Raw genomic sequence first — 25,571 nt, forward strand, 5'->3', positions numbered from 1 at the left:
TGATCCGGCCGGGTAAACGCCACGGGCGGTGAATCAATCTCCATATCTTTGATAGAGGCCGCATGCCCCTGCGGGCGGCGGGACCTCTAGCCGAGGAGTGTGACGCATCATGACCCAATGGCCGGTTCATGCGACCATCGATGGCCCCATCGTTATGATCGGCTTCGGCTCGATCGGGCGCGGTACCCTGCCGCTCATCGAGCGCCATTTCGATTTTGACCCGTCGCGCTTCGTGGTCATCGATCCGGTGGATGACGGCCGCGCGCTTCTGGATGCCCATGGGGTGCGCTACATCCAGTCCGAGGTCACCGCCGAGAATTATCGCGACCTGCTCACCCCGCTGCTCACGGCGGGCAAGGGGCGCGGTTTCTGCGTGAACCTGTCCGTGGACGTGTCCTCGGTGGCGATCATGGAGCTGTGCCGGGAACTGGGCTGCCTCTATGTGGACACCGTGATCGAGCCCTGGAAGGGCTTCTATTTCGACGACACCAAGGGCCCCGAGGCGCGCTCCAACTACGCGCTGCGCGAGGGCCTGCTGGATGCCCGCCGCCGCTCGCCGGGCGGCCCCACGGCGGTCTCCACCTGCGGCGCCAATCCGGGCATGGTGTCCTGGTTCGTGAAGCAGGCGCTGCTCAACATCGCCCACGATACCGGCCTGGACCGGCCCGAGCCCAAGACCCGCGAGGAATGGGCCCAGTTCGCCCGCGCGCTGGGCGTGAAGGGCATCCACATCGCCGAGCGCGACACCCAGCGCGCCCGCGATCCCAAGCCGCGCGACGTGTTCGTGAACACCTGGTCGGTGGAAGGCTTCGTCTCCGAGGGCCTGCAGCCGGCCGAGCTGGGCTGGGGCACGCACGAGAAGGAGCTGCCCCCGGAAGGGCGCACCCACCAGGGCGGCTGCGGCGCGGCCATCTATCTCATGCATCCCGGCGCGGACACCCGCGTGCGCAGCTGGACGCCCACTCCCGGCCCGCAGTTCGCCTTCCTCGTCACCCATAACGAGGCCATCTCCATCTCGGACTATCTGACGGTCCGCGACGGCGACAAGGTGCTCTACCGGCCCACCTGCCACTATGCCTACCACCCCTCCAACGACGCGGTGCTCTCGCTCCACGAGATGTTCGGCGCCGGCGGGCGGATGCAGAGCGACTGGAAGATTCTCGACGAGAACGAGATCGTGGACGGCATCGACGAGCTGGGCGTGCTCATCTACGGCCACGCCAAGAATGCCTATTGGTTCGGCTCGCAGCTCTCCATCGAGGAGGCCCGCGAACTGGCGCCCTACCAGAACGCCACCGGCCTCCAGGTGACCTCAGCCGTGCTCGCGGGCATGGTGTGGGCGCTGGAAAATCCGGAAGCGGGCATTGTCGAGGCGGACGAAATGGATTTCCGCCGCTGCCTGGACGTGCAGCGTCCCTATCTCGGCCCGGTCATCGGCACCTATACGGACTGGACGCCCCTCACCGAGCGGGTGCGCCTGTTCCCCGAGGACCTGGACCTGGAAGATCCCTGGCAGTTCAAGAACATCATCGTCCGCTGAGCGGCACAACGCAAAACTGATGCATGGGGGCCGGTCATCCGGCCCCCATTTGCGTTTCAGCCGGCGCGGTCCAGCACCGTGTCGAGCCAGTCGAACATCTCGCGGTTGAACAGGCTGCGCGCGCCGCCCTCGCAATGGCCGCCCGCTCCGTCTGCCGCCGGGAAGACGTGGAAGCGCTTCTCGCAGGCGAGCGCGTCGAACAGGCGCCGGGCGGTCACGCCGATGGCGTCCCCCTCCGCGCCGCAGATCATGGTGGGGCAGGCGATCTCCCGCGCGCGGCCCTCATTGGTGTAGGCGGCGGTGGATTTCAGATAGTCGAGGGGCGTCGCGCAGCCGTTCACCAGCAGGCCGCGCCGCAAGGCCCAGCCGCCCGAGACATCCGTGAGCCGCCGGTCCAGCATGCGCCCGAGCAGAGCGAGGACCAGCCCGTTGCCGTCGGGAAGCTGCCGGCCGATCCAGCCGGGCAGGCGGGCGCGGGCCTCTTCCAGCAGCGAGAACTGGCCGGGGTCCGCCACCAAAGCGGCAAGGCGCGGCTCGCTGGCGGCGGCGCGCGGGGCGAGATAGCCGCCGAGGCTGACACCCAGCACAACGAGGCCCGCCGGGTCCACCTCCGGGCGGGACAGGGCGAAATCCACCACCGGGCGGAGCACCGCCTCCCAGTCCGGCCGCAGCTTCAGATCCTGCTTGAACAGGGCGCGCCCCTGGCCGGGGCCATCATAGAGCAGCACGTTGTAGCCGCGCTCCAGGGCGGCCCGCCCGCTCATGAAATAGTTTTCCTCCGCCGTGCCGTCATAGCCGCCCGTGACGATGAGGGTCCGCCGCGCGGTGCCGCTGGCATCCGGCCGCAGGAAGAGGGCATGCAGGCTGGTGTCCTCGAACGGGATGTCCAGGCTTTCGCCGGGCGTCTCCATGAGCGCCATGGCCCGCGCGAAGGCGTCGGTCTGGCGGTCATAGGCGGTGACGGCGCGCGGATCGAGCGGGGCCTGGAACAGGAAGCTGTAGGAGGCGCGGAAATAGTTGGAGGCGCGCAGGAAGGCGTCCCGCGCGCTGGCGCGATGTCCCGCCACGAGGCTCGCCTGGCCCAGGCTCTGGATGCGCTCCGCAAGCGCGGTCCATTCCCCATGCCAGCGCGCGGGGTCGCGGTCGGGAATGCGGGCGGCGAGCGCGAGGCATTCGCCGATATCCGCGCCGCCATAATAGGTGTGCCCCAGGGCCCGGAAGAACTGGGCATCGAACATCTCGTCCTTGAAGAAACGCCCCATGCCGCATCGCCTCCCGGTCGCGGTGCCATGAAACCAGAAAGACCCGGGCGCCGAAAGCCGCGTGAGGTCCGGCGCGCGGTCTTTGTTCCGCCCGCCTGCCGCATGCCAGCCTTGCAGGCACCGCCCTTGCTGCATTGCAGCATCGACGGCAAGGTGTCCCGCCTGCCAAATCGCTCCGGAGCCGCGATGCCCCTGTCGCTTCTGTCGCTCGCCGTCGCCGCCTTCGGGATCGGCACCACCGAGTTCGTCATCATGGGCCTGCTGCCGGATGTGGCGCGGGATCTGGGCGTCTCCATCCCCTCGGCGGGGCTGCTGGTGACGGGCTATGCGCTGGGCGTGGTGGTGGGCGCGCCCATCCTGGCGGTGCTCACTGCGCGCCTGCCGCGCAAGGCGACGCTCATCGGCCTCATGGTCATGTTCATCGGCGGCAATGTGCTGTGCGCGCTGGCGCCGTCCTATGGCCTGCTCATGGGCGCGCGGGTGGCCACCGCCCTCTGCCATGCGGCCTTCTTCGGCATCGGTTCGGTGGTGGCGGCGGACCTTGTGCCGCGCGACCGCCGCGCCCAGGCCATCGCGCTCATGTTCGCGGGGCTCACCCTCGCCAATGTGCTGGGCGTTCCGGCGGGCACGGCGTTCGGCCAGTGGATGGGCTGGCGCGCCACCTTCTGGGGCGTGGCGCTCATCGGCATCGCGGCATTGGCGGCGCTGGCGATCCTGCTGCCCGGGCGGCTGCCCATGGCGTCGGGCAGCATCCTGGCCGAGTTCCGGGTGATGAAGGACCCGCAGGTGGGCCTCGCCATGCTCATCAGCGTGGTGACATCCGCCAGCCTGTTCTGCGTCTTCACCTATATCTCGCCGCTTCTCTCCACCACGGCCGGGCTTTCGCCCGAGGCCATCACGGGCGCGCTGCTCCTGTTCGGGGCCGGGCTCACGGCCGGGAACATGCTGGGCGGAAAGCTTGCGGACTGGCGCCTCATGCCCTCGCTCATGGGCACCATCACGGCGGTGGTGGCGGTGCTGCTGGTGTTCGTGCCCGCGAGCCGCAGCCCCGTCACGGCTTTGGTGGTGCTCCCGGTCTGGGGCATCCTCGCCTTCGCGCTAGTGCCGCTGCTCCAATTGCGGGTGGTGGACACGGCGGGGGCGGCGCCGAACCTCGCCTCCACCCTCAACCAGGGCGCCTTCAACCTTGGAAACGCGCTGGGCGCCTGGGTCGGCGGGCTCGCCATCACGGCCGGCGTGGCCTATGCGCACCTGCCGTTCGTGGCTGCCTGCCTCTCCGCCGCGGCCCTCGCCCTCAGCGCCCTGTCGGCGCTCATGGACCGCACCTCCACCCGCCGGGCCTCGGCCGCCCGTTAACGATTTGGGCACGCTGACTCCCGGTGACCGGGGGCGGCGGGCCGATCTTTACCAGTGGGCAAGGCCCACCCCCTAGCGTCGCCGCATCCGGGAGCACCGCTTCCCGGCGGGGCCTTCTGGCTCCCGCTGTCGAGGGACAAGGCGATGAAAGTTCTTTTGACCCGCTTCGTGAGGGAAGAGCGCGGCTCCACCGCGCTGGAATACGGGCTCATCGCGGCCGGCCTCTCCGTCGCCATCGTCACGGTCCTCACCCAGATCGGCTTCGCCCTCGTGCGCCTGAAGGCGGCGAGCGCGGTCGCCGGCAACTGATCCCCATATGGAGAACGCGCTGCCCGGCGTGCTGGTCCATTGGCTGTTTCCGGCGGCCCTGTCGCTCGCCATGGCCTGCGATCTGGTGAGCCGGATCATTCCCAATCTCGTGGTGGGCGGGCTCGTGGCCGGGTTCGCCATTCTGTGCGCCTTCTCCCCGGTGCCCGACCTCGCCGCGCGGCTGCTGCTGGCCGCCGCCATTCTCGGAGTGGGGTTCGCGCTGTTCGCCCAGGACATTATTGGCGCGGGGGATGCCAAGCTCGCCGCTGCCCTCGCTCTCTGGCTCGATCCCGCCCAGCTTCCGGCCTTCGCGCTCCTGTGCGGAGGCATCGGCCTTCTGCTGGTGGCCGCCGCCACATGGCGCGCCCGGCGGGGCGGCGGCCTGGGGCGCATCGCCACCTTGCCCTATGGGGTGGCGCTGGCGGGCGCGGGCCTGCTCCTGTTCCCCCATTCGGTGCTGATGGCCGCTGCCTAACGGTTCCTGCCTCACGAAGCCCGTGCTACCTCCTGGGGAGGAGGGATTTCCATGACCGACTGCTTCGCTTCCGCCGATGTGCCGAGCCTGCCCGTCTGGGGCGTGACGCCCGACAGCCTGAACGGACCCGACGTGCCGGAGGCCGCGCGCGCCTTCGCCCGGGCCGCAGGCTTTTCCGGCGAGGCGGGCAAGCTGCTGGCGGTGCCCGGTGCGGACGGTGCGGTGGCGGGCTTCCTGTTCGGCGTGCCGGTGAATGGCGACGGCTTCGCGGCGGGTGCGCTGCCCGCCCTCCTGCCGGCCGGGCGCACGGTGCATCTGGAAGGGGCGTTCCCGCGCCTCTCGGCGCTCGCCTTCGGCCTCGGTACCTATCGTTTCGACCGCTACAAGGCGAAGAAGGCGGGCGACCTGGCGCGCCTCAAGCTCGGCCCGGAGGATGACCGGGCGGCGCTCACGCGCACCCTTGCCGCCATCTGCCTGGTGCGCGACCTGGTGAACACGCCCTCCAACGACATGGGCCCGGCGGAACTGGAGGCGGCGGCGCATTCGCTTGCGGCCACGCACAAGGCGAAGGTGCGGGTGGTGGAGGGCGACGCCCTTCTCACGGAGCAATTCCCCCTCATCCATGCGGTGGGCCGCGCCGCCGTCCGCGCGCCGCGCCTCATCGACCTCACCTGGGGCGATCCCGCCCATCCCAAGGTGACATTGGTGGGCAAGGGCGTGTGCTTCGATACGGGCGGGCTCGACATCAAGGCCTCCGCCGGCATGCTGCTCATGAAGAAGGACATGGGCGGGGCCGCCCATGCGCTTGGCCTCGCCTCCATGGTGATGGCGCGCGGGCTGAAGGTGCGCCTGCGAGTGCTGATCGCGGCAGTGGAGAATTCCATCGCGGGCGACGCCTTCCGCCCCGGCGACATCCTGCCGAGCCGCAAGGGCATCAGCGTGGAGATCGGCAATACCGACGCGGAAGGCCGCCTCGTGCTGGCCGACGCGCTCACGCTGGCGGACGAAGAGACGCCCGAGCTTCTGGTGGATTTCGCCACGCTCACGGGCGCGGCCCGTGTGGCGCTCGGCCCGCATCTGCCGCCCGCTTATACCGACGACGACGCGCTTGCGGCCGACCTTGCGCGCCACGCAGCGGCCGAACTCGACCCCCTGTGGCGCATGCCGCTCTGGAAGCCCTATCTCTCCATGATGGAGAGCAAGGTGGCGGATATCAACAATGCGGGCGCGGGGGGCTTTGCCGGCTCCATAACCGCGGCCTTGTTCATGTCGCGCTTCGTGGAGGCGGCGAAGTCCTGGCTGCACCTGGACATCTATGCCTGGAACCCCTCCGCCCGGCCCGGACGGCCGGAGGGCGGCGAGGCGCAGACCATCCGCGCGCTCGACGCCTTGCTGGCGGAGCGCTACGGCGCATGACCCGTGATCCCCGGTTGACGCCCGCGCGGACGGACCTCGCGGCAGAGGCCCTGCGCGGCCAGGTGGAGGCGCCCCGTTATGTGCAGGGGCACCACCGCGTGGTGGCCGAGCCCGTGGTGCCGGTGCGCCATGCCCCCTTCTCGGTGGCGAGCCTCGATACCGAGGCGCTGCTGGGGGAGAGCGTGACGGTCTATGACCAGGACGCGGAAGGCTGGTCCTGGGTCCAGCTCGAAGCGGACGGCTATGTGGGCTACATGCCCAGCGAGATGCTGCGTGTTCCCGTGGAGCCGGCGACCCACAAGGTCTGCGCGCCGCGCACCTTCCTGTTCCCCGGCCCCGACATCAAGATGCCGCCGCTCGCCACCTTGCCGTTCGGCGCGCGCCTGTCGGTGCTGGACGGGGGCGAACGCTTCCTGCGCCTCGCCGCGGGTTTCGTGTTCACGCGCCACGCGGTGCCGCTGGACGCGCGGGAGACGGATGTCGTGGAGGTGGCCACGCGCTTCCTGGGCACGCCCTATCTGTGGGGCGGCCGGTCCGCCCTCGGGCTCGACTGTTCGGGCCTCGTCCAGACGGCCCTCGTCGCCTGCGGCCTGGACTGCCCCCGCGACAGCGACATGCAGGAGAAGGCGCTGGGCCTTCCGGTGCCCCTCGACGGGCCGTTCCAGCGCGGCGACCTGCTGTTCTGGCCGGGCCATGTGGCGCTGGTGGAGGACCCGCAGACCCTGCTCCATGCCAATGCCTTCCACATGATGGTGGCCCGCGAGCCCCTGGCCCCCGCCCTCGCCCGCATCGCCGCCACCACCCCCTTGCGCAGCGCGCGGCGGCTGGCGGTCTGACCGAGGTCGGATCGACAGTCGGGCGGCCTGAACGTCTCTTTTAGGAAAGCACCGTCATGGCCGGGCTTGTCCCGGCCATCCACGGGGTTTGGCTGGGTGCACGCTTGACCCAGAGGCGTGGATGCCGGGGACAAGCCCGGGCATGACAGCTTGCAGAGGCTGGAAGCCGTCCATCATTCCGACGACGGTCGAGCCCAAAACCTCAGGTCCATAGCCGCCTAAATTTCCGTCATCTCCGGCCCGGAAGCGAGATTGGCCAGGGCGACGCCCTTCACTTGCGCGAAGACGGATGTGCCTTCCGCGAGGCCGAGCAATTCCCAGGAGCGGCGGGTGACGCGGGCCAGCAGCCGGTCGCCGTCGCCCGCCGGGCCGAGGCCGAGCACGACGGTCATTTCCGTGTCCCGCAGCGGGGCGGCGGAGAGGATGCGCCCCTGCAGGACATTGAGGATGGTGCTGGGCGAGGGCGGCACCACCGCGAGGCTCACATCCCCCGCCACCACGCTGAGGCGCCGCCGCGTGCCCACCGCGCCGGGTGTCGCGGGGACGAGGAAACGCCCACCGCGCACGGAAAGCTCGGTGAGGCCATAGGCGTCATCCTGATGGGAGATGACGGCGTCCAGGCTCACGCTCGCGTCCCGCGCCGCCGCCAGCGGCAGGTCGGGGTCGCTCTGCAGCACCGCCAGCGGCCCGCTCGCCCGCACCCGGCCGCGCTCCATGAGCACCAGATGGTCGGCGAGGCGCTCCACCTCCGCCATGTCGTGGCTCACATAGAGAACCGGCAGATCGAGCACCGCATGCAGCCGTTCCAGGAAGGGCAGGATCTCGTCCTTGGTGGCGCGGTCGAGGGCGGAGAGGGGCTCGTCCATGAGCAGCAGGCGCGGCTGGGAGAGCAGCGCCCGCCCCACCGCCACCCGCTGGCGCTCGCCGCCGGAGAGGTTCTGCGGCGCCCGCTCCAGCAGGTGGGCGAGGCCAAGCAGGTGCACCACTTCGTCGAACGGAATGGAATGGGCCGCTGGGTCGCGCGGCGCGCCAAAGAGCAGGTTTCGCCGCACGGAGAGGTGGGGGAACAGGCTCGCTTCCTGGAACACATAGCCCACGGGGCGGCGATGGGTGGGGCGGAAGCGGGTTCCGTCCTGCCACGTCTCGCCCGCCACCACGCAGGTGCCGGGCAGCCGGTTGAGCCCGGCGATGCAGCGCAGGACCGAGGTCTTGCCGCAGCCCGACGGGCCGAACAGCGCCGTGACGCCCCGCGCGGGCAAGGTGAGCGACACGTCCAGGGAGAAGGCGCCGAGCGCGCCGGAAAAGGCGGCGGTGATGACGGGCATGGACGTCGTCTGGGCCGGGGCGGGGACCACGTTCATGCGCCAGCCTTCGCCGCGTGCTTCTGGATCAGCGTCATGGAGAGGATGACGCAGAAGGCGAACACCACCATGCCGCCGGCCAGGATATGGGCCTCGCGCCACTGGGCGGTTTCCACGAAGTCATAGACCGCCACGGAGAGCACCTTGGTCTCGCGCGGGATATTGCCGCCGATCATCAGCACCACGCCGAACTCGCCCACCGTATGGGCGAAGCCCAGCACGGCCCCGGTGAGGAAGCCCGGCCGCGCGAGCGGGACGGCCACGCTCCAGAAGGCTTTCAGGGGCGAGGCGCGCAAGGTTGCCGCCACTTCCATGGGCCGCTCGCCCATGGCCTCGAAGGCGTTGCGGATGGGTTGCACCACGAAGGGCATGGAATAGAAGACCGAGCCGATCACCAGCCCCTCGAAGGTGAAGGCGAGGGTGCGCAGGCCGAACAGCGGCTCGGTCACCGCCCCGGCGCCCGAGGGGCCGAGCGCGATGAGCAGGTAGAAGCCCAGCACCGTGGGCGGCAGGACGAGGGGCATGGCGACCAGGGTCGCCACGCCTTCCTTCCACCACGCCTGCGAGCGCGCCAGCCACCAGGCGAGCGGCGTGCCCAGCAGCATGAGGAGCACCGTGGTGAGCCCCGCCAGTTCCAGCGTCAGCCGGATGGGGCTCCACATGTCGCCGAGCTGGGTCTCCATCCCGCCTCAGCCCGCCGTGGCGAGGGCGTAGCCGAACTTCTCGATGACCGCGCGGGCCTCGGGGCCGGTGAGGAAGTCGAGGAAGGCCTTGGCGGCGGCGTTGTCGGCGCCCTTCTTGAGCAGCACCGCATCCTGCAGGATGGGGGTGTAGAGATTCTGCGGCACCAGCCAGCGCGAGCCGCCCGCATTGGCGATCTGGGACAGGGCAACGAAGCCCAGCTCCGCATTCCCGGTATCCACGAACTGATAGGCCTGGGCGATGGAATTGCCCTGCACGATCTTGGGCTGGAGGGTGTCGTAGAGGTTCAGCGCCTTCATGGTCTCGATGGCGGCGGCGCCGTAGGGGGCGGCGGCGGGATTGGCGATGGAGATCTTGGCGAAGGCGTTGGCCTTCAGGGTCTCTTCGCCCTTCACATAGCCGTCCGTCTTGCTCCAGAGCGCCAGCTTGCCGATGGCATAGGTGAAGCGGCTCTCGGGCACAGCGAGACCGTCCGCCACCAGCTTCTTCGGCCGCTCGTCATCGGCCGAGAGCATGATCACGAACGGGGCGTCCTGGGTGATCTGGGTGTAGAACTGGCCCGACGAGCCGAAGCTCAGCACGGCCTCGTGGCCGGTCTTCTCCTTGAAGAGGGCGGCGATCTGCTTCGCGGGCTCGGTGAAGTTGGCGGCCACCGCCACCTTGATCTCGTCCGCGCTGGCGGGGCCGGCGAAGACGGACAGGGCGCCGGTCAGGGCGAGACCGGCGGCAAGAAGGGTCCGGCGTGTCAGCTTCATCATAGGCGTGAGCCTTCAGTCGATGGCGAGGATGACGTGGGCCGCGTCCACCAGGGCAAAGGCGGGGCGGCCGGGGGCAAGGCCGAGCGCCTCGACGCTGCGGGCCGTGAGCGAGGAGGCGATGGTCTTGCCGCCGCCGATATCGAGAACCACTTCGGCGCTGACCGCGCCGGTCTCCACCCGGGAGATGACGCCGCGCAGGCAATTGCGCACGCTCACCAAGGGCGGCGTCTCGCCGGGCGCGATCACCACGAAGGGCGCCTTCACCAGCACCACCGCGTCGCGCCCCACGCACAGGCCGAGGTCGCGCACGCTCTCCATGGTCACGAGGGCGTGGATGACGGTGTCGGACGAGACCTCCACCGACACTTCGGCGGCGAGCGCGTCGCTGGCGATGGCGGTGATGGTGCCGCGCAGGGCGTTGCGGGCGCTGGTCTTCATGAGGAATCCGGACATGAGATTGAGCGGCGAGATGCCGGTGCCCGCCAGTTCCGGCTCGATGGCGCGCACGATGCGGGCCATCTCGCCTTCCAGGCGCGTGAAGGCGGCGATCACGCGGGCGCCGGTGGGGGTGAGGCGCGCCCCGCCGCCCGCCTTGCCGCCGGCCCGGGTTTCCAGCAGCGGCTGGCCGAACAGGTTGGCCATGGCGTCCAGCGCGTCCCAGGCGGCCTTGTAGGTGAGGCCCACGGCCTTGGCCCCCGCCGTGATGGACCCTTCCCGCGCCACCGCCTCCAACAGGCGAATGCGCTCGCGCCCCACGGGCGAGAGGCTTTCAGCCTTGAGGGTGACGAGGGCTTCGATGGGCACGGGCGGGGTCCGTTCGCGTCATGTAGTCTGGATATATAGCGATAGATGCGCGGGGACGGAAAGGCCCAAACTGACGCGGGGGAAATGGGAGGAGAGCGCCCCTCAAGGCGCGACAAAAGAAAACCCGGCCCTGAGGCAGGGCCGGGTGCAATGGGGACCGGCGGCGCGGGACCGCCGGTCGGAAGAGAGCCTCAGAGGCCCGCCTGGGAGACGAACTTCGGGTTCAGATAGGCCTCGATGGCCTCCGAGCCGCCTTCCGAGCCGAAGCCCGAATCCTTCACGCCGCCGAACGGCACTTCGGGAAGGGCGAGGCCCAGATGGTTGATGGTCATCATGCCCGCTTCCACCGACGCCGCGATGGCGTTGGCGGTCTTGGCCGAGCGGGTATAGGCGTAGGAGGCAAGGCCATAGGGCAGCCGGTTCGCCTCTTCCACCGCCTCGTCGAAGTCCGAGAAGGGGAAGATCATGGCGAGCGGGCCGAACGGCTCCTCGTTCATCATCCGCATCTCGCGGGTGACGCCGGTGACAACCGTGGGCTCGAAGAAATAGCCCTTGTTGCCGATGCGGCTGCCGCCGGTCTTCACCTCGGCGCCCTTCTGCTGGGCGTCGGCGATGAGGGCCTCGATGGCGGGCACGCGGCGCTCATTGGCGAGCGGGCCCATCTGGATGCCCTCTTCCAGGCCGTTGCCCACCTTGACGGTCTTGGCATAGGCCACGAAGCGCTCCACGAACTGGTCGTAGGCCTTTTCCTGCACCATGAAGCGGGTGGGGGAGACGCAGACCTGGCCGGCATTGCGGAACTTGGCGGTGGCGATCTGCTTGGCCGCCGCGTCCACGTCCGCGTCCTCGAACACGATGACCGGCGAGTGGCCGCCCAGTTCCATGGTCACGCGCTTCATGTGCAGCCCGGCCAGCGCCGAGAGCTGCTTGCCCACCGGGGTGGAGCCGGTGAACGTCACCTTGCGGATGACCGGGTGCGGGATGAGATATTCGCTGATCTCGGCGGGGACGCCATAGACGAGGCCGATGACGCCCGCCGGCACGCCCGCATCCACGAAGGCGCGGATCAGCTCGGCCGGGGAGGCCGGGGTCTCTTCCGGGGCCTTCACGATGATGGAGCAGCCCGCCGCCAGCGCGGCCGACAGCTTGCGCACCACCTGGTTGATGGGGAAGTTCCAGGGGGTGAAGGCGGCCACGGGGCCGACCGGCTCCTTGATCACCAGCTGGTAGACGCCCTGGCCGCGGGCGGGGATGACCCGGCCATAGGCGCGGCGGGCTTCCTCGGCGAACCAGTCGATGATGTCGGCGGCGGCGAGCGTCTCCATGCGCGCCTCGGGGAGCGGCTTGCCCTGCTCCAGCGTCATGAGGCGGGCGATGTCCACGGCGCGCTCGCGCAGCAGGTCGGCGGCCTTGCGCATCACCTTGGCGCGGTCGTAGGCGGAAACCTTCGACCACAGCTTGAAGCCCTTGGCGGCGGCATCGAGGGCCGCGTCGAGATCGCCCTTGGAGGCGTGGGCGACGGTGCCGATCACTTCTTCCGTGGCGGGGTTGAGCACGGGGATGGTGCGTCCCCCTTCCGCGCCGCGCCACTGTCCGTTGATGTGGAGCTGAACGTCACGATACATGGGAGCCTCCCTCGCTTTGTGCGTGGCCCGTCTTATCGCGGGCGCCCGGCCCTGCTGGCAAGGCGCAATTCGCACATGCCCGCGTCCCGCTGCGCGCACGGCACGCAGGGCTTGAGGTCGAGCGGCCTCTCTTGTGGCGAGGCGGGCAGGGGGATAAGTCTGCCCCGCCTGCCGCACGGGGTATCGCCTTGACCAAGACCGCGCCCAAAATCGGTTCGAAGACCGTCACCGTCTGCACCTGGAACATCAATTCCGTCCGCATCCGCCTCGACATCGTCAAGGACGCGGTGGAGCGCCTGAAGCCGGACGTCCTGTGCCTGCAGGAGACCAAGTGCCAGGACGACAAGTTCCCCCTCAATGCCGTCCGCGATCTCGGCTTCGAGCATATCGCGCTCAACGGCCAGAAGGGCTGGCACGGCGTCGCCACCTTCTCGCGCCTGCCCTTCGAGAGCATCGAGAAGCAGGAATTCTGCGGCAAGGGCGATGCGCGCCATGTGGGCGTCACGCTCGGCGCGGCGGCGGGCCTCGCCAAGCCGCTCACCGTGCATAATTTCTACATCCCGGCGGGCGGCGACATCCCGGACCCGGACCTCAATCCGAAATTCGCCCACAAGCTCGCCTTCCTGGACGAGCTGATCGCCTGGGAACGCCTGCCGGCGCAGGCCCGCGATCCGGAGGCCCATGCGGTGATGGTGGGCGACTTCAACATCGCGCCGCTGGAGACGGATGTGTGGAGCCACAAGCAGCTCCTCTCCGTGGTGAGCCATACCCCCGTGGAGGTGGACCGCCTGAACCGCTTCCAGGAAGCGGGCCCCTGGGTGGACGTGATGCGCGCTTTGGTGCCGCCGCAGGAGAAGCTGTTCACCTGGTGGAGCTACCGCTCGCCCGACTGGACCGCCAATGACCGGGGCCGCCGCCTCGACCATGTGTGGGCCAATGCGGCGCTGGCGCCCAAGGCCACGGCCATGACCGTGCTGCGCGAGGCGCGCAGCTGGGAGAAGCCCTCCGACCATGTGCCGGTGGCGGTGACGTTCGCGGTGTGAGGCGAAGAGCCTTCACGATTTGATTGAAGCGCAAGGCGTTCTTCCCCTCTCCCCTTGCGGGAGAGGGTGCCGAGCGCCAGCGAGGTGGGTGAGGGGTTGGGCACCGTTTGGTGCCCCATGCAGAGGTTCGCGCAGGTGGCCCCCCTCACCCCAACCCTCTCCCGCGAGGGGAGAGGGAGCAACGGTGCGCCCGTAACGGCTGATCCGTGCTTCCAGCAAACACTGAAACGCTCTAAAGCCCCGGCCGAGCGTTTTCCGCCCGTGGGTTCAGCGCTTGCGGGCGCGGGAGGGGAGGGGCGTGTCCAGCTTCTCCGCCCGCACCGTCTCCAGGGCCGCGAGCGTGTCCTGCACCCGTGCGCCGAACAGCGCCTGCAGCGCGGCAGCGGCCTCCGGGAAGCCCTCCAGCAGCCGCAGGAAGAGCGGGCGGGGAATGCGCAGCACGCGGGAGGCGGCCAGCGCGCGGGCCGTGGCGGGGTGCGTGGTGGCGATGAGCAGCGCGCGCTCGCCGGCGAGCGCGCCGGGCAGCAGCTCGCACAGCCGCTGCCGCCGTCCCGCCTGTTCCGACATCAGTTCCAGCCGCCCGGACAGGATCACATAGGCGCCATCGGCCGCCTCTCCGGCGCGGAACAGGGTTTCGCCCGCCTTGAGCGCCACTTCCTCGCCGCTGACGGCGAGGCTGCGCAGCGCCTCGGCGGGGAGCCCCTCGAAGGTGGGCACCTCAGCCAGAACCGCCGCCGCCTGCTCGACGCTCACGATGGATGGCCTCCCCCGGCGGTGATGCTTGGGCCGGTCATGGGACGAGCTTGTAGCCGCCGGCCTGGGTGGCCAGCAGCGTGGGCGCGGACGGGTCCGGCTCGATCTTCTGGCGCAGGCGGTAGATGTGGGTTTCCAGCGTGTGGGTGGTCACGCCGGAATTGTAGCCCCACACTTCCTGCAGCAGCGTCTCGCGGGCCACGGGTGTTTTCCCGGCCCGGTAGAGATAACGCAGGATCGCGGTTTCCTTCTCGGTGAGCCGGATCTTGGAGCCGCGATCGGTGACCAGCAGCTTCGCGCCGGGGCGGAAGCTGTAGGGGCCGATGGCGAACACCGCGTCCTCGCTCGCCTCGTGGCTGCGCATCTGCGCCCGAAGGCGCGCCAGCAGCACCGCGAAGCGGAACGGCTTCACCACATAATCGTTGGCGCCCGCTTCCAGGCCCAGGATCGTGTCGCTGTCCGTGTCATGTGCGGTCAGCATGATGATGGGCGCCTTGAAGCCGTTGGCGCGCATCTGGCGCACGCCGTCGCGGCCGTCCATATCGGGAAGGCCGACATCCATGATCACGAGATCGATGGCGCCGTTCTTCGCGTTCTCTATGGCCTCGGAGGCACTGCCGACCGGCACCGGCTCGAACTCGTCCTGGAGCGCGAGTTGCTCGACCAACGCCTCGCGCAGCTCCGGGTCGTCCTCGACCACCAGGATTTTCCACGCATTGGTCATCGAATCCTCCGTCGCCCTTGCGGACAGGCGAATCGCGCAAGTACAGCATGGCAGGCCAATGGTGCAAATTTCTTCAAGAAATTCACGCCCCGGCGGTATTTTTGTGAGGTGCGATGGGTCAAACTTCTGTGGGGATCGGTCTTCTGAGGGTCCGCCGCCTGCCGGGCGCCCCTCATCGGGGCCTGTTGACCTTCGGCGGACGGGCCTTTCCGGTGGCGCTGGGGCGATCCGGTATCCATTTCGACAAGCGCGAGGGCGACGGGCGCACGCCCGCCGGAACCTGGCGCGTTGTGCGCCTGCTCTACCGCCCCGACCACGGCCCGCGCCCCGTCACGCGCCTGCCCGCCCGCCCCATCGGGCGGGAGGACGGCTGGTGCGACGACCCCGCCGACCGGCGCTACAATCGCCAAGTGCGCCTGCCGTTCGGGCCGAGCCATGAGCGCCTGCGCCGGGACGACGGGCTCTACGACCTCGTCATCGTCATCGACCACAATGCCCGTCCGCGCGTGAAGGGGCGGGGCTCGGCGGTGTTCATCCATGTGGCCCGTCCCGGCCTCACGCCCACGGAAGGGTGCGTCGCGCTTCCCCTCCCGGAACTGCGCCGCCTCGTCGCACGGTTGCGGCCCGGCACGCGGGTTCATATCGCTGGGTGAGAGACAACCGTAAGCCGCCCGCGTTTCTTTTGAACGGCTCCATGGTATAGCTCGCGGACGGGGCGGGGCCGGTTTCGCCGCCCCGCCATGCAAGGCTCCGCGCCGGGAAGCCACCAAGACCCAAGCCAACAAGAACGACGTCCGAAGATGCCATCACCTTCCGCTCAGCGGCCGCCCCTCGTGGGCCTGTTCGCCACCTGCCTCGTGGACACCATGCGCCCCAGCGTCGGCTTCGCCGCCGCCACGCTCATCGAGGCGGCGGGCTGCGAGGTGGACGTGCCGCGCCAGACCTGCTGCGGCCAGCCGGCCTTCAATTCCGGCGACCGCGCCACCACCCGCGCTTTGGCCGAGCAGACCATCGCCGCCTTCGAGACGTTCGACTATGTGGTGGTGCCCTCCGGCTCCTGCGCGGGCATGATCAAGGCGCATTATCCCGAGCTGTTCGTGGGCGAGCCGGACTGGATGCCGCGCGTGGAGCGCTTCTGCGCCAAGGTGTTCGAGCTGATGTCCTTCCTGGTGGATGTGCGCGGCATGACCAGCGTCGCCGCCGCCTATGAGGGCACGGTCACCTATCACGACAGCTGCTCGGGCCTGCGGGAGCTGGGCGTGAAGGGCCAGCCGCGCAAGCTGCTCGCCTCCGTGGAGGGGCTGGAGCTGGCCGAGATGGCGGACAGCGATGTGTGCTGCGGCTTCGGCGGCACCTTCTGCGTGAAATATCCCGACGTGTCCGGCGCCATCGTGGAAAAGAAGGCCGTCAATATCCTCGCCAGCGGCGCGGACACGCTGGTGGCGGGCGATCTCGGCTGCCTCATGAACATGGCGGGCAAGCTCCAGCGCATGGGCAAGACCGTGGCGGTGCGCCATGTGGCCGAAGTGCTGGCGGGCCAGGGCGGCGAACCCGCCATCGGCGTCGCGCGGAAGGCGGGCTCATGAGCGTCCAGATCACCTCTCCGCGCTTCAAGGACAATGCCAAGCAGGCGCTGGCGGATGCGCCGCTCCAGGCTGCGCTCGCCAAGGTCGGCCCCGGCTTCATCGGCCGCCGCGCGGCGGCGCGCGACCTGCTGCCGGAATTCGACGCGCTGCGGGATTCCGCGCGCGACATCAAGAACCACACCCTCGCCCATCTCGATCTCTATCTGGAGCGCTTCGAGGAGAAGGTGACGGCGGCGGGCGGCCATGTGCATTTCGCCGTGGACGCCGCGGAGGCGCGGGACATCGTCACCCGCATCTGCCGGGATCTTGGCGCGAAGACCGTCACCAAGGGCAAGAGCATGGTCTCCGAGGAGATCGGGCTCAACGACCATCTGGCGGCCAACGGCATCGAGCCGGTGGAGACGGACCTCGGCGAATATCTGATCCAGATCCGCGGCGAGGCGCCCTCCCACATCATCGCCCCCGCCATCCACCTCAACAAGGAGCAGGTGGAGGCGGACTTCCGCCGCGTGCACACCCATTTGCCGCCCGAGCGCAACCTCACCGAGCCCACCGCGCTTTTGGCCGAGGCGCGGGGCGAACTGCGCGCGAAATTCCTGGCGGCGGACGTGGGCATCACCGGCGCCAATTTCCTGGTGGCGGAGACCGGCACCTCCATCATCGTCACCAATGAGGGCAATGGCGACCTCACCCAGACCTTGCCCAAGGCGCACATCGTGCTGGCCTCGCTGGAGAAGCTGGTGCCGACCCTGGAGGATGTGAGCCAGCTCCTGCGGGTGCTCGCCCGCTCGGCCACGGGCCAGGAGATGAGCGTCTACACCACCTTCTCCACCGGCCCGCGCCGCCCGGAGGACCTGGACGGGCCGGGCGAATACCACGTGGTCATTCTCGATAACGGCCGCTCCGGCATGCTGGCGGGGCAATTGCGCGAGATGCTCCGCTGCATCCGCTGCGGCGCCTGCATGAACCATTGCCCAGTCTATCACGCGGTGGGCGGCCATGCGTATGGCTGGGTCTATCCCGGCCCCATGGGCGCCGTGCTCACCCCGTCCATCATCGGCATCGAGAAGGGCGCCAATTTGCCCAACGCCTCCACCTTCTGCGGACGGTGCGAGGAGGTGTGCCCGGTGCGCATTCCGCTGCCCAAGCTCATGCGGCATTGGCGCGAGAAGGAGTTCGAGCGCCACCTCACCCCCGCGCCCGTGCGCTACGGGCTGGGCGTGTGGTCGTTCGTCGCCCGGCGCGGCTGGCTTTATCGGCCCGCCACGGACCTCGCCATGCGCCTGCTGGCGCTGGCCGGAAAGGCCAAGGGCCGCTTCACGTCGCTGCCTCTGGCGGGCGGCTGGACCAAGGTGCGCGATTTCCCCGCGCCGGAAGGCGGCACCTTCCAGGCGCAATGGCAGGCCCGCAAGGCCGCGCGCCGCACCGGGAGGGTGTCATGAGTTCCCGTGAGACCGTGCTCGGCTCCGTGCGCCGCGCGCTCGGCGTGTCCGGCCAGGAGGCGCCGCGCCGCCAGGAAGTGGCGGATCGCATCGCCGGCCATCCGCGCGGCATCGTGCCCGCGCGCGCCGATTTGCCGGCCGCCGGCCAGATCGCCCTGTTCAAGCAGATGGTGGTGGCCGCCGCGGGCAGCGTGGACCATCTGCCGGACGCGGCTTCCGTGCCGGCGGCGGTGGCCGCCTATCTGCGCGGGCGCAACCTGCCTCTGTCCATCCTGCGCGGGCAGGACCCGCGCCTCGCCGATCTGCCCTGGAGCCGGGAGCCCACCCTCGACGTGTGGGTGGGGCCGTCCGACGGGCGCCAGCTTGCCGGCCTCTCCCATGCCTTCGCGGGCATCGCGGAATCCGGCACGCTGGTGATGGTCTCCGGGCCGGACAACCCGTCCACCCTGAACCTGCTGCCGGACCATCACCTCATCGTGGTGCGGGCGGAGGAGATCACCGGCAATTACGAAGCGGTGTGGGATCGCCTGCGCGCCACCTACGGGGCGGGCCTCCTGCCGCGCACCGTCAACTGGATCACCGGCCCCTCCCGCTCGGCGGATATCGAGCAGACCTTGCTTCTGGGCGCCCATGGTCCGCGCAGCCTCCATGTGCTGCTGGTGGGCGCGCTCTGACGCCAAAGGCCGGTGCGCTTGCCCTGCGGGCCTTTGGTCAAGCCCGCGCGGCGCTTGCGCGAAACCCAGGCGGCACCGGGCAAGGGCCGGGGCCGTTGGGATAAGGGGCTTTACCGCCCGGGTGATGCAACGGCGCAACGCCCCCGCAAAAACCGCCGTGGGGTGGCGCACAGGCCGCAACCATCCGCCCGCCCATATGTTGCCGCCTCACCCGATGTTGGGCAGAAGAGGACAGGAAACGGGCGGTGAGATCATGACGGCTGGTGTTCGGTTCGTGTGGGTGCTCCTCGGAGCGTTGGTTCTTCTGTGTGCGCCATTTCAGACCGCCCACGCCCAAAGCAGGACCTCGTCCCCCTATATCGGCAAGGTCTACCTGATGCGGGGCCTCGCCAACATCTTCTCCTATGGCATGGACACGCTGGCGGCGAAGCTGCAGCAGCGGGGCATCGACGCCCAGGTGTTCGAATATGGCCAATGGCCGGCGCTGGCGGATGACGCGGTGGCCTGGTCCAAGGCGCGCAACAAGGCGCCCGTGGTCATCATCGGCCATTCGCTGGGCGCGGACGCCGCCGTGGAGATGGCCGAGCGCATGACGAGCCTGGGCATCGCGCCGCGCCTCGTCATCACCTTCGATCCCGTGGGCGTCACCGAAGTGGGTGCCAGCGGCGGCCGGTTCATCAATTACTACCAGTCCAACAACGGCTTCGGTAAGCGCCTCGTGGCCACGCGCGGCTTCAAGGGCACGCTGATCAACCGCAACCTGGACAGCGTCGGCAATATCGACCATTTCAACATCGAGAAGGCCGACACGCTCCATGCGGACGTGATCAAGGACGTGATGGCGGTGACCCGCCGCCCCCGCCCCCCGGCGCCCGCGCCGGCCCCCTCGGTCTCCGCGCCGACCGCCACCCCGACCGCCGCCGCGCCGGACAGCAGCGCCGCCGTCCAGGCCGTCTCCCAGCCTGCGGTGCGGTGAGGGTATTTGGCACTCTAATCCGCGAGTAGCGAAGCGAGGCGTCCCGTCGGATCGCCATCGAGCAGATGAAACGGCCGGCCGATGTCAGCGGCGATCCGCCGTGCGGCGGACTCGGCGAGGCTCTGGTGCAGCGCGAGGGTCGCCGAGTCTCGTGTCGGGCGTTCGCGTCCGTCGTCGAGACGACGGCGCTCGAAGATGGCGGCGGGATCGGCGGTCAGGAAAGCGATGGCGTCTAGGCTCAGGGCGGCAAACACCGTGCTGGGTATTTCGAGCAGGCCATCGCGGCCGTCTATGAGGCTGTGCCCGTCAAACACGACCGGCAGGGTGGTCGTCCGGGTCAGCCGTTCGAAGGCTGCGATCATAAGGGCCTGGTTATCGAGCACTGGTCCGGTGCGGAGGGCCTCGGAGGAGTCAGGCGTTTGGGCGCGATGTTGCTGCTCAGCCTTAATCAGGCTGCTGGCCTGTAGGTGGACTAGCGGTGTGTGCACCGCGACCCGGCTGATGAGTGTCGATTTACCAACGCCCGAGAGGCCAAGCAATGCTATCCGGCGCTTCACACTGCGAATCCTAGATCGACCTGTTTGAGCACCGACGCCAGTTGGTCGGGCTCAAGGTGTTTGATTGACTGCGGTGGGTGTCCGGCGAACACATTGTCGCGCTTGAGCGCTTCCAGTCCGACTGGCGGCTCGAAATGCCCGGCGAGGAGGAAGTTGATGATCTTCACCGGCCGCTCGGCGGAGGCGTCCATACCTGTCAACTGGGAGTCGGTATAGACCGACCGCCCCCCGGCCAGTCGCCGCAATTCCTCAGTAGAATGCGCCAAGGTCATCTCCTCGAATACGCCGACGGTGGTGATTGCCTGTGACGGCGGAAGTACCGCTTTACCTTTATAAAAGAACAGCAGAGCACCGGGTTGCGCGATCCAGGCCTGAGCCCGACAGAGGTAGACCTTGCGGATGGTGTTACCCGGCCGGTGAAGACCGACATCGGCTGAGGTCGGGAACAAGGTCATCTGCGGCTGTTCGAACAACTCCGGGAAAAGCACCCGGTGGAAATCTTCCTTGATAGGAATGGCGTAGGCCTCGACGCCCGCGCCGGCGGCGAACCGTGGGTAGTTCCGCCGAGCGAGGTCAAACAGCGATTCGCCGTCCGTAACCTCCAGCCGCTCGCGCGGTAAGGCCTTCTCATAAACCCGCTCGCCATTGGGTTTATCGTAGGTGTGGACGAATCCATAGTATTCGAGAAGGCCGATCAAGGTCGTCTGGCCGGAGTAGGTCGTCAGATAAACAACGTCGTGCTTATTTGACTGCGCATACCAAAGTACCTGTTTCAGCAGGAGTTCCCCAAGTTTCACTCCACGGCTCTCGGGGCGAACCTTAAAGGTACAGACCTTGAGAATCTTGCCTCCCAGTAGGCGGGCGTCGGTGTCACCCGGCCCTTCGTCCTTACGCACAACAAGGCCGGCGATGCGGCCGTCGTCCAACACTACCCAGCACTTCCGCATCGGCCGGACGCACTTGTCGCGCCACCAAGCGTCGAACGGCGGATAATCGGCGCGCAAGGTCGCGAAAATCGGGTCATTGATGGGGATGGTGTGGGCGTCAACCTCCCGCACCGCCGGGAGGTTGACGTTGATAGTCGCATAGGTGCTGCGCAGCAGGGAGACGGCGTCGGCGACGTGCAGCACTCGGCTGGCCAAGGCCGCTGAGGCTCGGAGCGCCCGATCGTGCAGACCCTGGTCCTGAGTAACCAGGAAGTCTACCACCCCAATATCCAGGGCGTGCAGCAGAGTGGCGTCGACAATGTCGTTGGGTTTGCGCAGCACGCCGTAACGCGCTTCGAGGGTCGCATTGTCGAGACCGATCACCCTGGCGATGACCGGGAACTTCTTAATCTTGCTCAGCGAGACGCGGCGGCGGGCGGCGTCCTTGTCGCGTTGGATGTCGTCCACGGATGCCGCGTGGACGCAGATGCCTATGCCATACCGTGCCGCTTCCTGTTGAAGGGCAGCGAAGACGGGTACGACCTCGGCGTGATCCTCAAGGCCGATGAATACGTTCGTATCAATGAGGTATTTCGGAGCACTCATAATGCAGCGCTTCCCGCATCTTGGGTGTCGCGTAGAGGTAGGACTGCGGAGGCTCGAAACTAAACCGCTCGCGCAACTCGCTCAGGTCGAGCGGGCGGCGCAGACGCCGGGCATGCTTGAGTTCGATGGCGACGCCGCTGTCAACGCCATCGAAGTAACGATCAAAGTCCTCTCGCGCGATGCAGGCGCGATCGGAGAAGCTGTCCCAGATGTCGCGCGGCGCACGGCAGTGCACCTCTCCGATCTCAGCCAGACCGAGCAGAGCGCGGGTCGGGCTGGTGGCGTAAATGAACGCGGTGGCTCCAACTGGCGCGGTTGAGGGAAATCGGCGGCGCAGCTCAATGGTCTTGCGGCCTTCGATGATCGCGTCGCAATATTCAGGCTTAATGCTGAACACCACGTCCCGGCGCGATGGATAGGTAGCCTCGCCGATGATTGGCAGAAGCAACTGGTTCTCGTCGACAGCATCGAATTGGAAGGTCGCCTCGCGCATGCTTGTAACCAGTGCAGCCGCGTCACTGAACTGGGCGTCAATCCGCAAGGTGGCACCGAGGGCGGCGAGATAATCGCGTAGGGTCGAGACCAGGATGTCCTTGCGGCCCTCGACGCGGGACAAGGCAGCCTGGCCGATGTTAAGCCGGGCGGCGAGGTCGGCCTGAGTTATCCCCGCGAGCTTTCGGATCTCGCGCAGGCGGGCGCCGATATGTTCGTCGCTCCGCGACGGCGCATCCAGACGTGCTTCGAACACCTTGCCTTCGAGCTTCATCACTAACTCATCCTTCGAGAATCCATATTACGCGGAAGGCATATCGCCGCCAACCATAACCGAACGAAGGTCGGGAGGACGGCGATGGGCATCAGCGTGGACCACACTGGATGTCGCCTACGGCAGAACGGGACACCGCTCTGGCGAACGCTCTAATGCATCAGTGAACTAAGGCGCACTGGATTAGGCTACAGAGGGGAGCCCCCATCCCCCCGCCGCTCCTCCGCCGCCGCCATCAGCTTCGCGATGGCGGGGAGCACATAGTCGCGCATGGTCTGGCCGTAGAAGAGCGAGAAGTGTCCGGCCTTCGGCACCAGGAGGTGCCGGGACAGGCCCTTGGGGATGGCGCGGCAGAGATCATGGGCCGCGCGGGTCTGGCCAGGGGCGGAGATGTCGTCGCGTTCCGCTTCGCCGGTGAGCAGGGCGCAGTCGGTGAGGGCGTCCGGGTGGAGCCGTCGTCCGGCGATATCCAGCGTGCCGCAGGCGAGCGCGCGGCGTTGGAACACCTGATCCACATTGCCCAGGAAGAATTCGGCGGGCAGGTCCATCATGTCCCAGCACAGGCGGGAGAGCGGGAAGAGGAGCGGGTCGTCCCCGCTGTCGGCCATCATCATGGACGGCAGCTCGCCGCCGGTGAGGCCCTGGCGCCAGAGATAGAGGGCGAAGGCCTGCATCTGGCGGCGGCGGGGGAAAACCCGTCGCCCGGCGCCGGCGAAGGGCGGCGGCACGGGCTCCATCAGCCGCTCGAAGGTGGAGAGGGGCTGGTCGGTGAGCAGGTGGTCCAGATGGGTGGGGTTGCGCGCCGGGTCCACGGGGCCGCCCAGCAAGGTGAGGCTGGCGGGCGCCTCGCCTTCCGCCGCCAGCAGGAGCGCGGCGCTGAGCGCGGGAATGACGCCCTGGCACACGCCCACCACATGAGCGTCGCGGCCGAGCGCGCGCATCATGCGGGCGGTTTCCAGGCAATTCGCCTCGAAATCGAAGGGGATATCCGCCGGGACATGGCGCGGGTCGGGCCAGTCGGTGACATCAACCTCGCCCGCATGGCGCAGTAGGCCCGCCGCGAGATCGCGCATCAGAAGGGGGAAGCCGCCGGACAGCGGCGCCACCACCAGCACCCGCCGGTCCGATCCGGCCCGGCGGAAGCGGCGCATCTGCGCATAGGGCAGGTGGCCGGCAATGTCCTCCGCGACGGGGATCGTCTCCCCGCCCAGGTGCGCGCGGCGCAGGCCGAAGTCACGGAAGGCCAGCCCCCTGAGGCCGGGGGCGGGGCCCTCCTGGAACGAGATCTGCGTGTCCAACCACATCCGCGCGCATCCGGATCCTGCTGCACGCGGAAGGATAAACGCGGGACGGCGCCCCTGTCATGGGGCGGATGGGACGGTGCGGCGCGGGACCGCGCCTCCGCCCTGCCGCTGTCCTTACAGGCTCGCGGCGGCGCGGGCGGCCTGGTCGTAATGGCCGGACAGGGTGCGGAGCACCGCCGCCACCTCGGAAAGGCGCTCGGGCGCGATGCCCGTGCCCACCACGGCCTGGGTCAGCAGGGCCTCGCGCACCTCGCGATAGCGCGCGCAGGCGGCCCGGCCCGCCTCGGTGACGGTCAGCGTCTTCTCCTTGCCGCGCCGTCCCGCGCTCACGAGGCCCAGCGCCTGGAGCTTCTTGGCGGCATAGGTGATGAGGTGGGTGTCCTCCACATCCAGCACGAGGCAGAGGTCGGCAATGGTCTTGGGGCGCTGGCGGTGCACCACATGGTGCAGCACCAGCACGTCCAGGGCCGAAAGGTCCGGCACCCCGGCGGCCGCCATGCAGCGGATCATCCAGCGGTGATAGGCGTGGCCGATCATGTTGAGGCCGAATTCCAGCTCGGACAGCGCGGGAAGCGCGCCGTCGGCGAGATGGGCCGAGGAGACGATGGAGCCCACCGGCTTCGCCGGGGCGGCGGGCGGGGCGTCATCGCGGGCGGCGGAGGGCTTGGTCATGGCGGCGACACTCGTCTGAAAGGCCCGCGCGGCTGAACCGCGCGGGCGGGCTCGGAAGACAGGCCGGGCGCGGGCGCCCGGCGGAGCTGGGCTTACTTGCTGTAGGCGCCGAGGATCTGCTCGCCGGTGGGGCCGGCCTTCTTGAGCCAGTCGGCGGAAAGCTGCTTGCCCACGGTCTCGAAGCCGGCCTTCAGCTCGGGGGTGGGCTGCTCCACCTTCATGCCCTTGGCGCTGAGCTGCTCCATGTACCACTTGGTCTTGTCGATGGAGGACTGCCAGCCGCGGGTCTCGGCGGCGGCGGCGGCCTTCAGCACGGCGTCCTGGGTGGGCTTGTCCAGGGCGTCGAACGCCGCCTGGCTCACGAACACCATGTTCTTCGGCAGCCAAGCCTGAATATCGTAGAAATAGGGGATGCTCTCCCAGATTTTCACGTCATAACCGGTAGCAGCGGACGTGATCAGGGCTGTTACCACGCCGGTGGCCAGCGCCTGGGCAAGCTCCGCCTGCTGCACGGTGACCGACTGGGCCCCCACCGCCTCGCCGATGCGCGAGGTGCCGGCATTGTAGGCGCGCCACTTGGCGCCCTTCAGGTCCTCGATCTTGGTGACGGCGGTCTTGGAGAACAGGCCCTGGGGTGGCCACGGCACGGTGTAGAGCAGCTTAAGCCCTTGGGAGGCCAGCTTCTTTTCAACCGCGGGCTTGGAGGCGAGATAGAGCGCCTTGGACTGGTCGTGGGAGGTGGCGAGGAACGGCACCACGTCCACGCCGAAGACCGGATCCTCGTTCTCGTGCAAGGACATAAGGACCTCGCCCGCCTGGGCCTGGCCGGTCATGACCGCGCGCTTGATCTCGGGCGCCTTGAACAGCACCGCATTGGGATGCAGCGTGATGGCGAGCTTGCCGCCGGAGAGGGTTTCCACCTCCTTGGCGAACTGCGCGATATTCTCGGTGTGGAAATTGTCCGTGGGATAGGCGGACGGAAGGTTCCACTTGGTCTGCGCGACCGCGGGACCGGCGGCGAGCGTGCCCAGAACCAGGGCGGAGCCTAGAAGTCTCTTCAAGCCTGACATTGTTACGTCCTCTGGTTGTCGTTCAGGG

26 protein-coding genes are annotated in these 25,571 nt (G+C 68.6%); 12 read left to right on the plus strand and 14 right to left on the minus strand.

Annotated elements, in window-relative coordinates:
* Window positions 1–109 precede the first annotated feature (109 nt).
* Window positions 110–1,540, plus strand: coding sequence for a homospermidine synthase (locus EJJ38_RS02415; RefSeq protein ID WP_127088524.1), 1,431 nt, complete (start codon window positions 110–112; stop codon window positions 1,538–1,540).
* Between the two features lie 56 nt (window positions 1,541–1,596).
* Here EJJ38_RS02415 and EJJ38_RS02420 read toward each other — a convergent pair whose 3' ends face one another.
* Window positions 1,597–2,802, minus strand: a complete 1,206-nt coding sequence (locus tag EJJ38_RS02420) for an alpha/beta hydrolase family protein (RefSeq protein WP_164738380.1) — start codon at window positions 2,800–2,802, stop codon at window positions 1,597–1,599.
* A 186-nt stretch (window positions 2,803–2,988) separates the two neighbouring features.
* Between EJJ38_RS02420 and EJJ38_RS02425 the strand changes: the two genes are divergently transcribed.
* The 5 genes from EJJ38_RS02425 (at window position 2,989) to EJJ38_RS02445 (ending at window position 7,194) form a co-directional block, all read left to right on the plus strand.
* Window positions 2,989–4,158: an MFS transporter gene (locus EJJ38_RS02425; RefSeq protein WP_127088526.1), complete on the plus strand. Its 1,170-nt coding sequence runs from the start codon at window positions 2,989–2,991 to the stop codon at window positions 4,156–4,158.
* Between the two features lie 144 nt (window positions 4,159–4,302).
* Entirely contained in the window at window positions 4,303–4,467 is a 165-nt protein-coding gene (locus EJJ38_RS02430) for a Flp family type IVb pilin (RefSeq protein ID WP_127088527.1), read from the plus strand.
* A 7-nt stretch (window positions 4,468–4,474) separates the two neighbouring features.
* Window positions 4,475–4,942 (plus strand): prepilin peptidase, encoded by a 468-nt coding sequence (locus tag EJJ38_RS02435; RefSeq protein ID WP_127088528.1) that lies wholly within the window; start codon window positions 4,475–4,477, stop codon window positions 4,940–4,942.
* A gap of 51 nt (window positions 4,943–4,993) precedes the next feature.
* Window positions 4,994–6,358 carry a leucyl aminopeptidase family protein gene (locus EJJ38_RS02440; RefSeq protein ID WP_127088529.1) on the plus strand — a complete coding sequence of 455 codons (1,365 nt, stop codon included), beginning with the start codon at window positions 4,994–4,996 and terminating at the stop codon, window positions 6,356–6,358.
* The gene (locus EJJ38_RS02445; protein WP_127088530.1) at window positions 6,355–7,194 is read left to right on the plus strand and encodes a C40 family peptidase; all 840 of its coding nucleotides are present in this window, start codon (window positions 6,355–6,357) and stop codon (window positions 7,192–7,194) included. The genes EJJ38_RS02440 and EJJ38_RS02445 overlap by 4 nt, the downstream gene beginning before the upstream one ends.
* Window positions 7,195–7,412: 218 nt before the next feature.
* Here EJJ38_RS02445 and modC read toward each other — a convergent pair whose 3' ends face one another.
* The 5 genes from modC to EJJ38_RS02470 form a co-directional block, all read right to left on the minus strand.
* Window positions 7,413–8,519 (minus strand): molybdenum ABC transporter ATP-binding protein, encoded by a 1,107-nt coding sequence (gene modC, locus EJJ38_RS02450; RefSeq protein ID WP_127088674.1) that lies wholly within the window; start codon window positions 8,517–8,519, stop codon window positions 7,413–7,415.
* 32 nt (window positions 8,520–8,551) lie between these two features.
* Window positions 8,552–9,238 carry a molybdate ABC transporter permease subunit gene (modB, locus tag EJJ38_RS02455; RefSeq protein ID WP_127088531.1) on the minus strand — a complete coding sequence of 229 codons (687 nt, stop codon included), beginning with the start codon at window positions 9,236–9,238 and terminating at the stop codon, window positions 8,552–8,554.
* A gap of 6 nt (window positions 9,239–9,244) precedes the next feature.
* Window positions 9,245–10,012 (minus strand): molybdate ABC transporter substrate-binding protein, encoded by a 768-nt coding sequence (gene modA, locus EJJ38_RS02460; RefSeq protein ID WP_127088675.1) that lies wholly within the window; start codon window positions 10,010–10,012, stop codon window positions 9,245–9,247.
* 15 nt (window positions 10,013–10,027) lie between these two features.
* Window positions 10,028–10,819 carry a TOBE domain-containing protein gene (locus EJJ38_RS02465; RefSeq protein ID WP_127088532.1) on the minus strand — a complete coding sequence of 264 codons (792 nt, stop codon included), beginning with the start codon at window positions 10,817–10,819 and terminating at the stop codon, window positions 10,028–10,030.
* 191 nt (window positions 10,820–11,010) lie between these two features.
* Window positions 11,011–12,444, minus strand: coding sequence for an NAD-dependent succinate-semialdehyde dehydrogenase (locus tag EJJ38_RS02470; protein ID WP_127088533.1), 1,434 nt, complete (start codon window positions 12,442–12,444; stop codon window positions 11,011–11,013).
* A 188-nt stretch (window positions 12,445–12,632) separates the two neighbouring features.
* On the opposite strand from EJJ38_RS02470, the gene EJJ38_RS02475 reads away from it, so the two are divergent.
* Window positions 12,633–13,487 carry an exodeoxyribonuclease III gene (locus EJJ38_RS02475; RefSeq protein ID WP_245454076.1) on the plus strand — a complete coding sequence of 285 codons (855 nt, stop codon included), beginning with the start codon at window positions 12,633–12,635 and terminating at the stop codon, window positions 13,485–13,487.
* A 267-nt stretch (window positions 13,488–13,754) separates the two neighbouring features.
* Here the strand turns inward: EJJ38_RS02475 and EJJ38_RS02480 are convergent, their stop codons facing one another.
* A complete protein-coding gene (locus EJJ38_RS02480; RefSeq protein WP_164738381.1) occupies window positions 13,755–14,240 on the minus strand; it encodes a cyclic nucleotide-binding domain-containing protein in 486 nt (161 codons plus the stop codon).
* A 37-nt stretch (window positions 14,241–14,277) separates the two neighbouring features.
* Window positions 14,278–14,964, minus strand: a complete 687-nt coding sequence (locus tag EJJ38_RS02485) for a response regulator transcription factor (protein ID WP_127088535.1) — start codon at window positions 14,962–14,964, stop codon at window positions 14,278–14,280.
* 113 nt (window positions 14,965–15,077) lie between these two features.
* Here EJJ38_RS02485 and EJJ38_RS02490 point away from each other — a divergent pair, with 113 nt between their 5' ends.
* From EJJ38_RS02490 to EJJ38_RS20240, 5 genes are all read left to right on the plus strand, one after another.
* Complete coding sequence (locus EJJ38_RS02490; protein ID WP_127088536.1) at window positions 15,078–15,617, plus strand: L,D-transpeptidase family protein; 540 nt, start codon at window positions 15,078–15,080, stop codon at window positions 15,615–15,617.
* A 147-nt stretch (window positions 15,618–15,764) separates the two neighbouring features.
* Complete coding sequence (locus EJJ38_RS02495; RefSeq protein WP_127088537.1) at window positions 15,765–16,550, plus strand: (Fe-S)-binding protein; 786 nt, start codon at window positions 15,765–15,767, stop codon at window positions 16,548–16,550.
* Entirely contained in the window at window positions 16,547–17,992 is a 1,446-nt protein-coding gene (locus tag EJJ38_RS02500) for a LutB/LldF family L-lactate oxidation iron-sulfur protein (protein WP_127088538.1), read from the plus strand. The genes EJJ38_RS02495 and EJJ38_RS02500 overlap by 4 nt, the downstream gene beginning before the upstream one ends.
* Window positions 17,989–18,666, plus strand: coding sequence for a LutC/YkgG family protein (locus EJJ38_RS02505; RefSeq protein WP_127088539.1), 678 nt, complete (start codon window positions 17,989–17,991; stop codon window positions 18,664–18,666). Before EJJ38_RS02500 ends, EJJ38_RS02505 begins: the two co-directional genes overlap by 4 nt.
* Before the next feature lie 253 nt (window positions 18,667–18,919).
* Window positions 18,920–19,642, plus strand: coding sequence for a thioesterase domain-containing protein (locus tag EJJ38_RS20240; protein ID WP_164738382.1), 723 nt, complete (start codon window positions 18,920–18,922; stop codon window positions 19,640–19,642).
* A 14-nt stretch (window positions 19,643–19,656) separates the two neighbouring features.
* Here EJJ38_RS20240 and EJJ38_RS02520 read toward each other — a convergent pair whose 3' ends face one another.
* The 6 genes from EJJ38_RS02520 to EJJ38_RS02545 all read right to left on the minus strand — a co-directional run bounded on the left by EJJ38_RS02520 (window position 19,657) and on the right by EJJ38_RS02545 (window position 25,543).
* Window positions 19,657–20,199, minus strand: coding sequence for an ATP-binding protein (locus EJJ38_RS02520; RefSeq protein ID WP_164738383.1), 543 nt, complete (start codon window positions 20,197–20,199; stop codon window positions 19,657–19,659).
* Window positions 20,196–21,731, minus strand: coding sequence for a GNAT family N-acetyltransferase (locus EJJ38_RS02525; RefSeq protein WP_127088541.1), 1,536 nt, complete (start codon window positions 21,729–21,731; stop codon window positions 20,196–20,198). Before EJJ38_RS02525 ends, EJJ38_RS02520 begins: the two co-directional genes overlap by 4 nt.
* Window positions 21,706–22,497: a helix-turn-helix domain-containing protein gene (locus EJJ38_RS02530; protein WP_127088542.1), complete on the minus strand. Its 792-nt coding sequence runs from the start codon at window positions 22,495–22,497 to the stop codon at window positions 21,706–21,708. The genes EJJ38_RS02525 and EJJ38_RS02530 overlap by 26 nt, the downstream gene beginning before the upstream one ends.
* Window positions 22,498–22,685: 188 nt before the next feature.
* On the minus strand, window positions 22,686–23,801 hold the full coding sequence (locus EJJ38_RS02535) for an alpha/beta hydrolase family protein (RefSeq protein ID WP_127088543.1): 1,116 nt from the start codon (window positions 23,799–23,801) through the stop codon (window positions 22,686–22,688).
* A gap of 114 nt (window positions 23,802–23,915) precedes the next feature.
* Complete coding sequence (locus EJJ38_RS02540; protein WP_127088544.1) at window positions 23,916–24,473, minus strand: winged helix DNA-binding protein; 558 nt, start codon at window positions 24,471–24,473, stop codon at window positions 23,916–23,918.
* 92 nt (window positions 24,474–24,565) lie between these two features.
* The gene (locus EJJ38_RS02545) at window positions 24,566–25,543 is read right to left on the minus strand and encodes a TRAP transporter substrate-binding protein (protein WP_127088545.1); all 978 of its coding nucleotides are present in this window, start codon (window positions 25,541–25,543) and stop codon (window positions 24,566–24,568) included.
* Window positions 25,544–25,571 lie beyond the last annotated feature (28 nt).

Origin of the sequence: Aquabacter cavernae, assembly GCF_003993795.1 — a bacterium.
Lineage (GTDB): Bacteria > Pseudomonadota > Alphaproteobacteria > Rhizobiales > Xanthobacteraceae > Aquabacter > Aquabacter cavernae.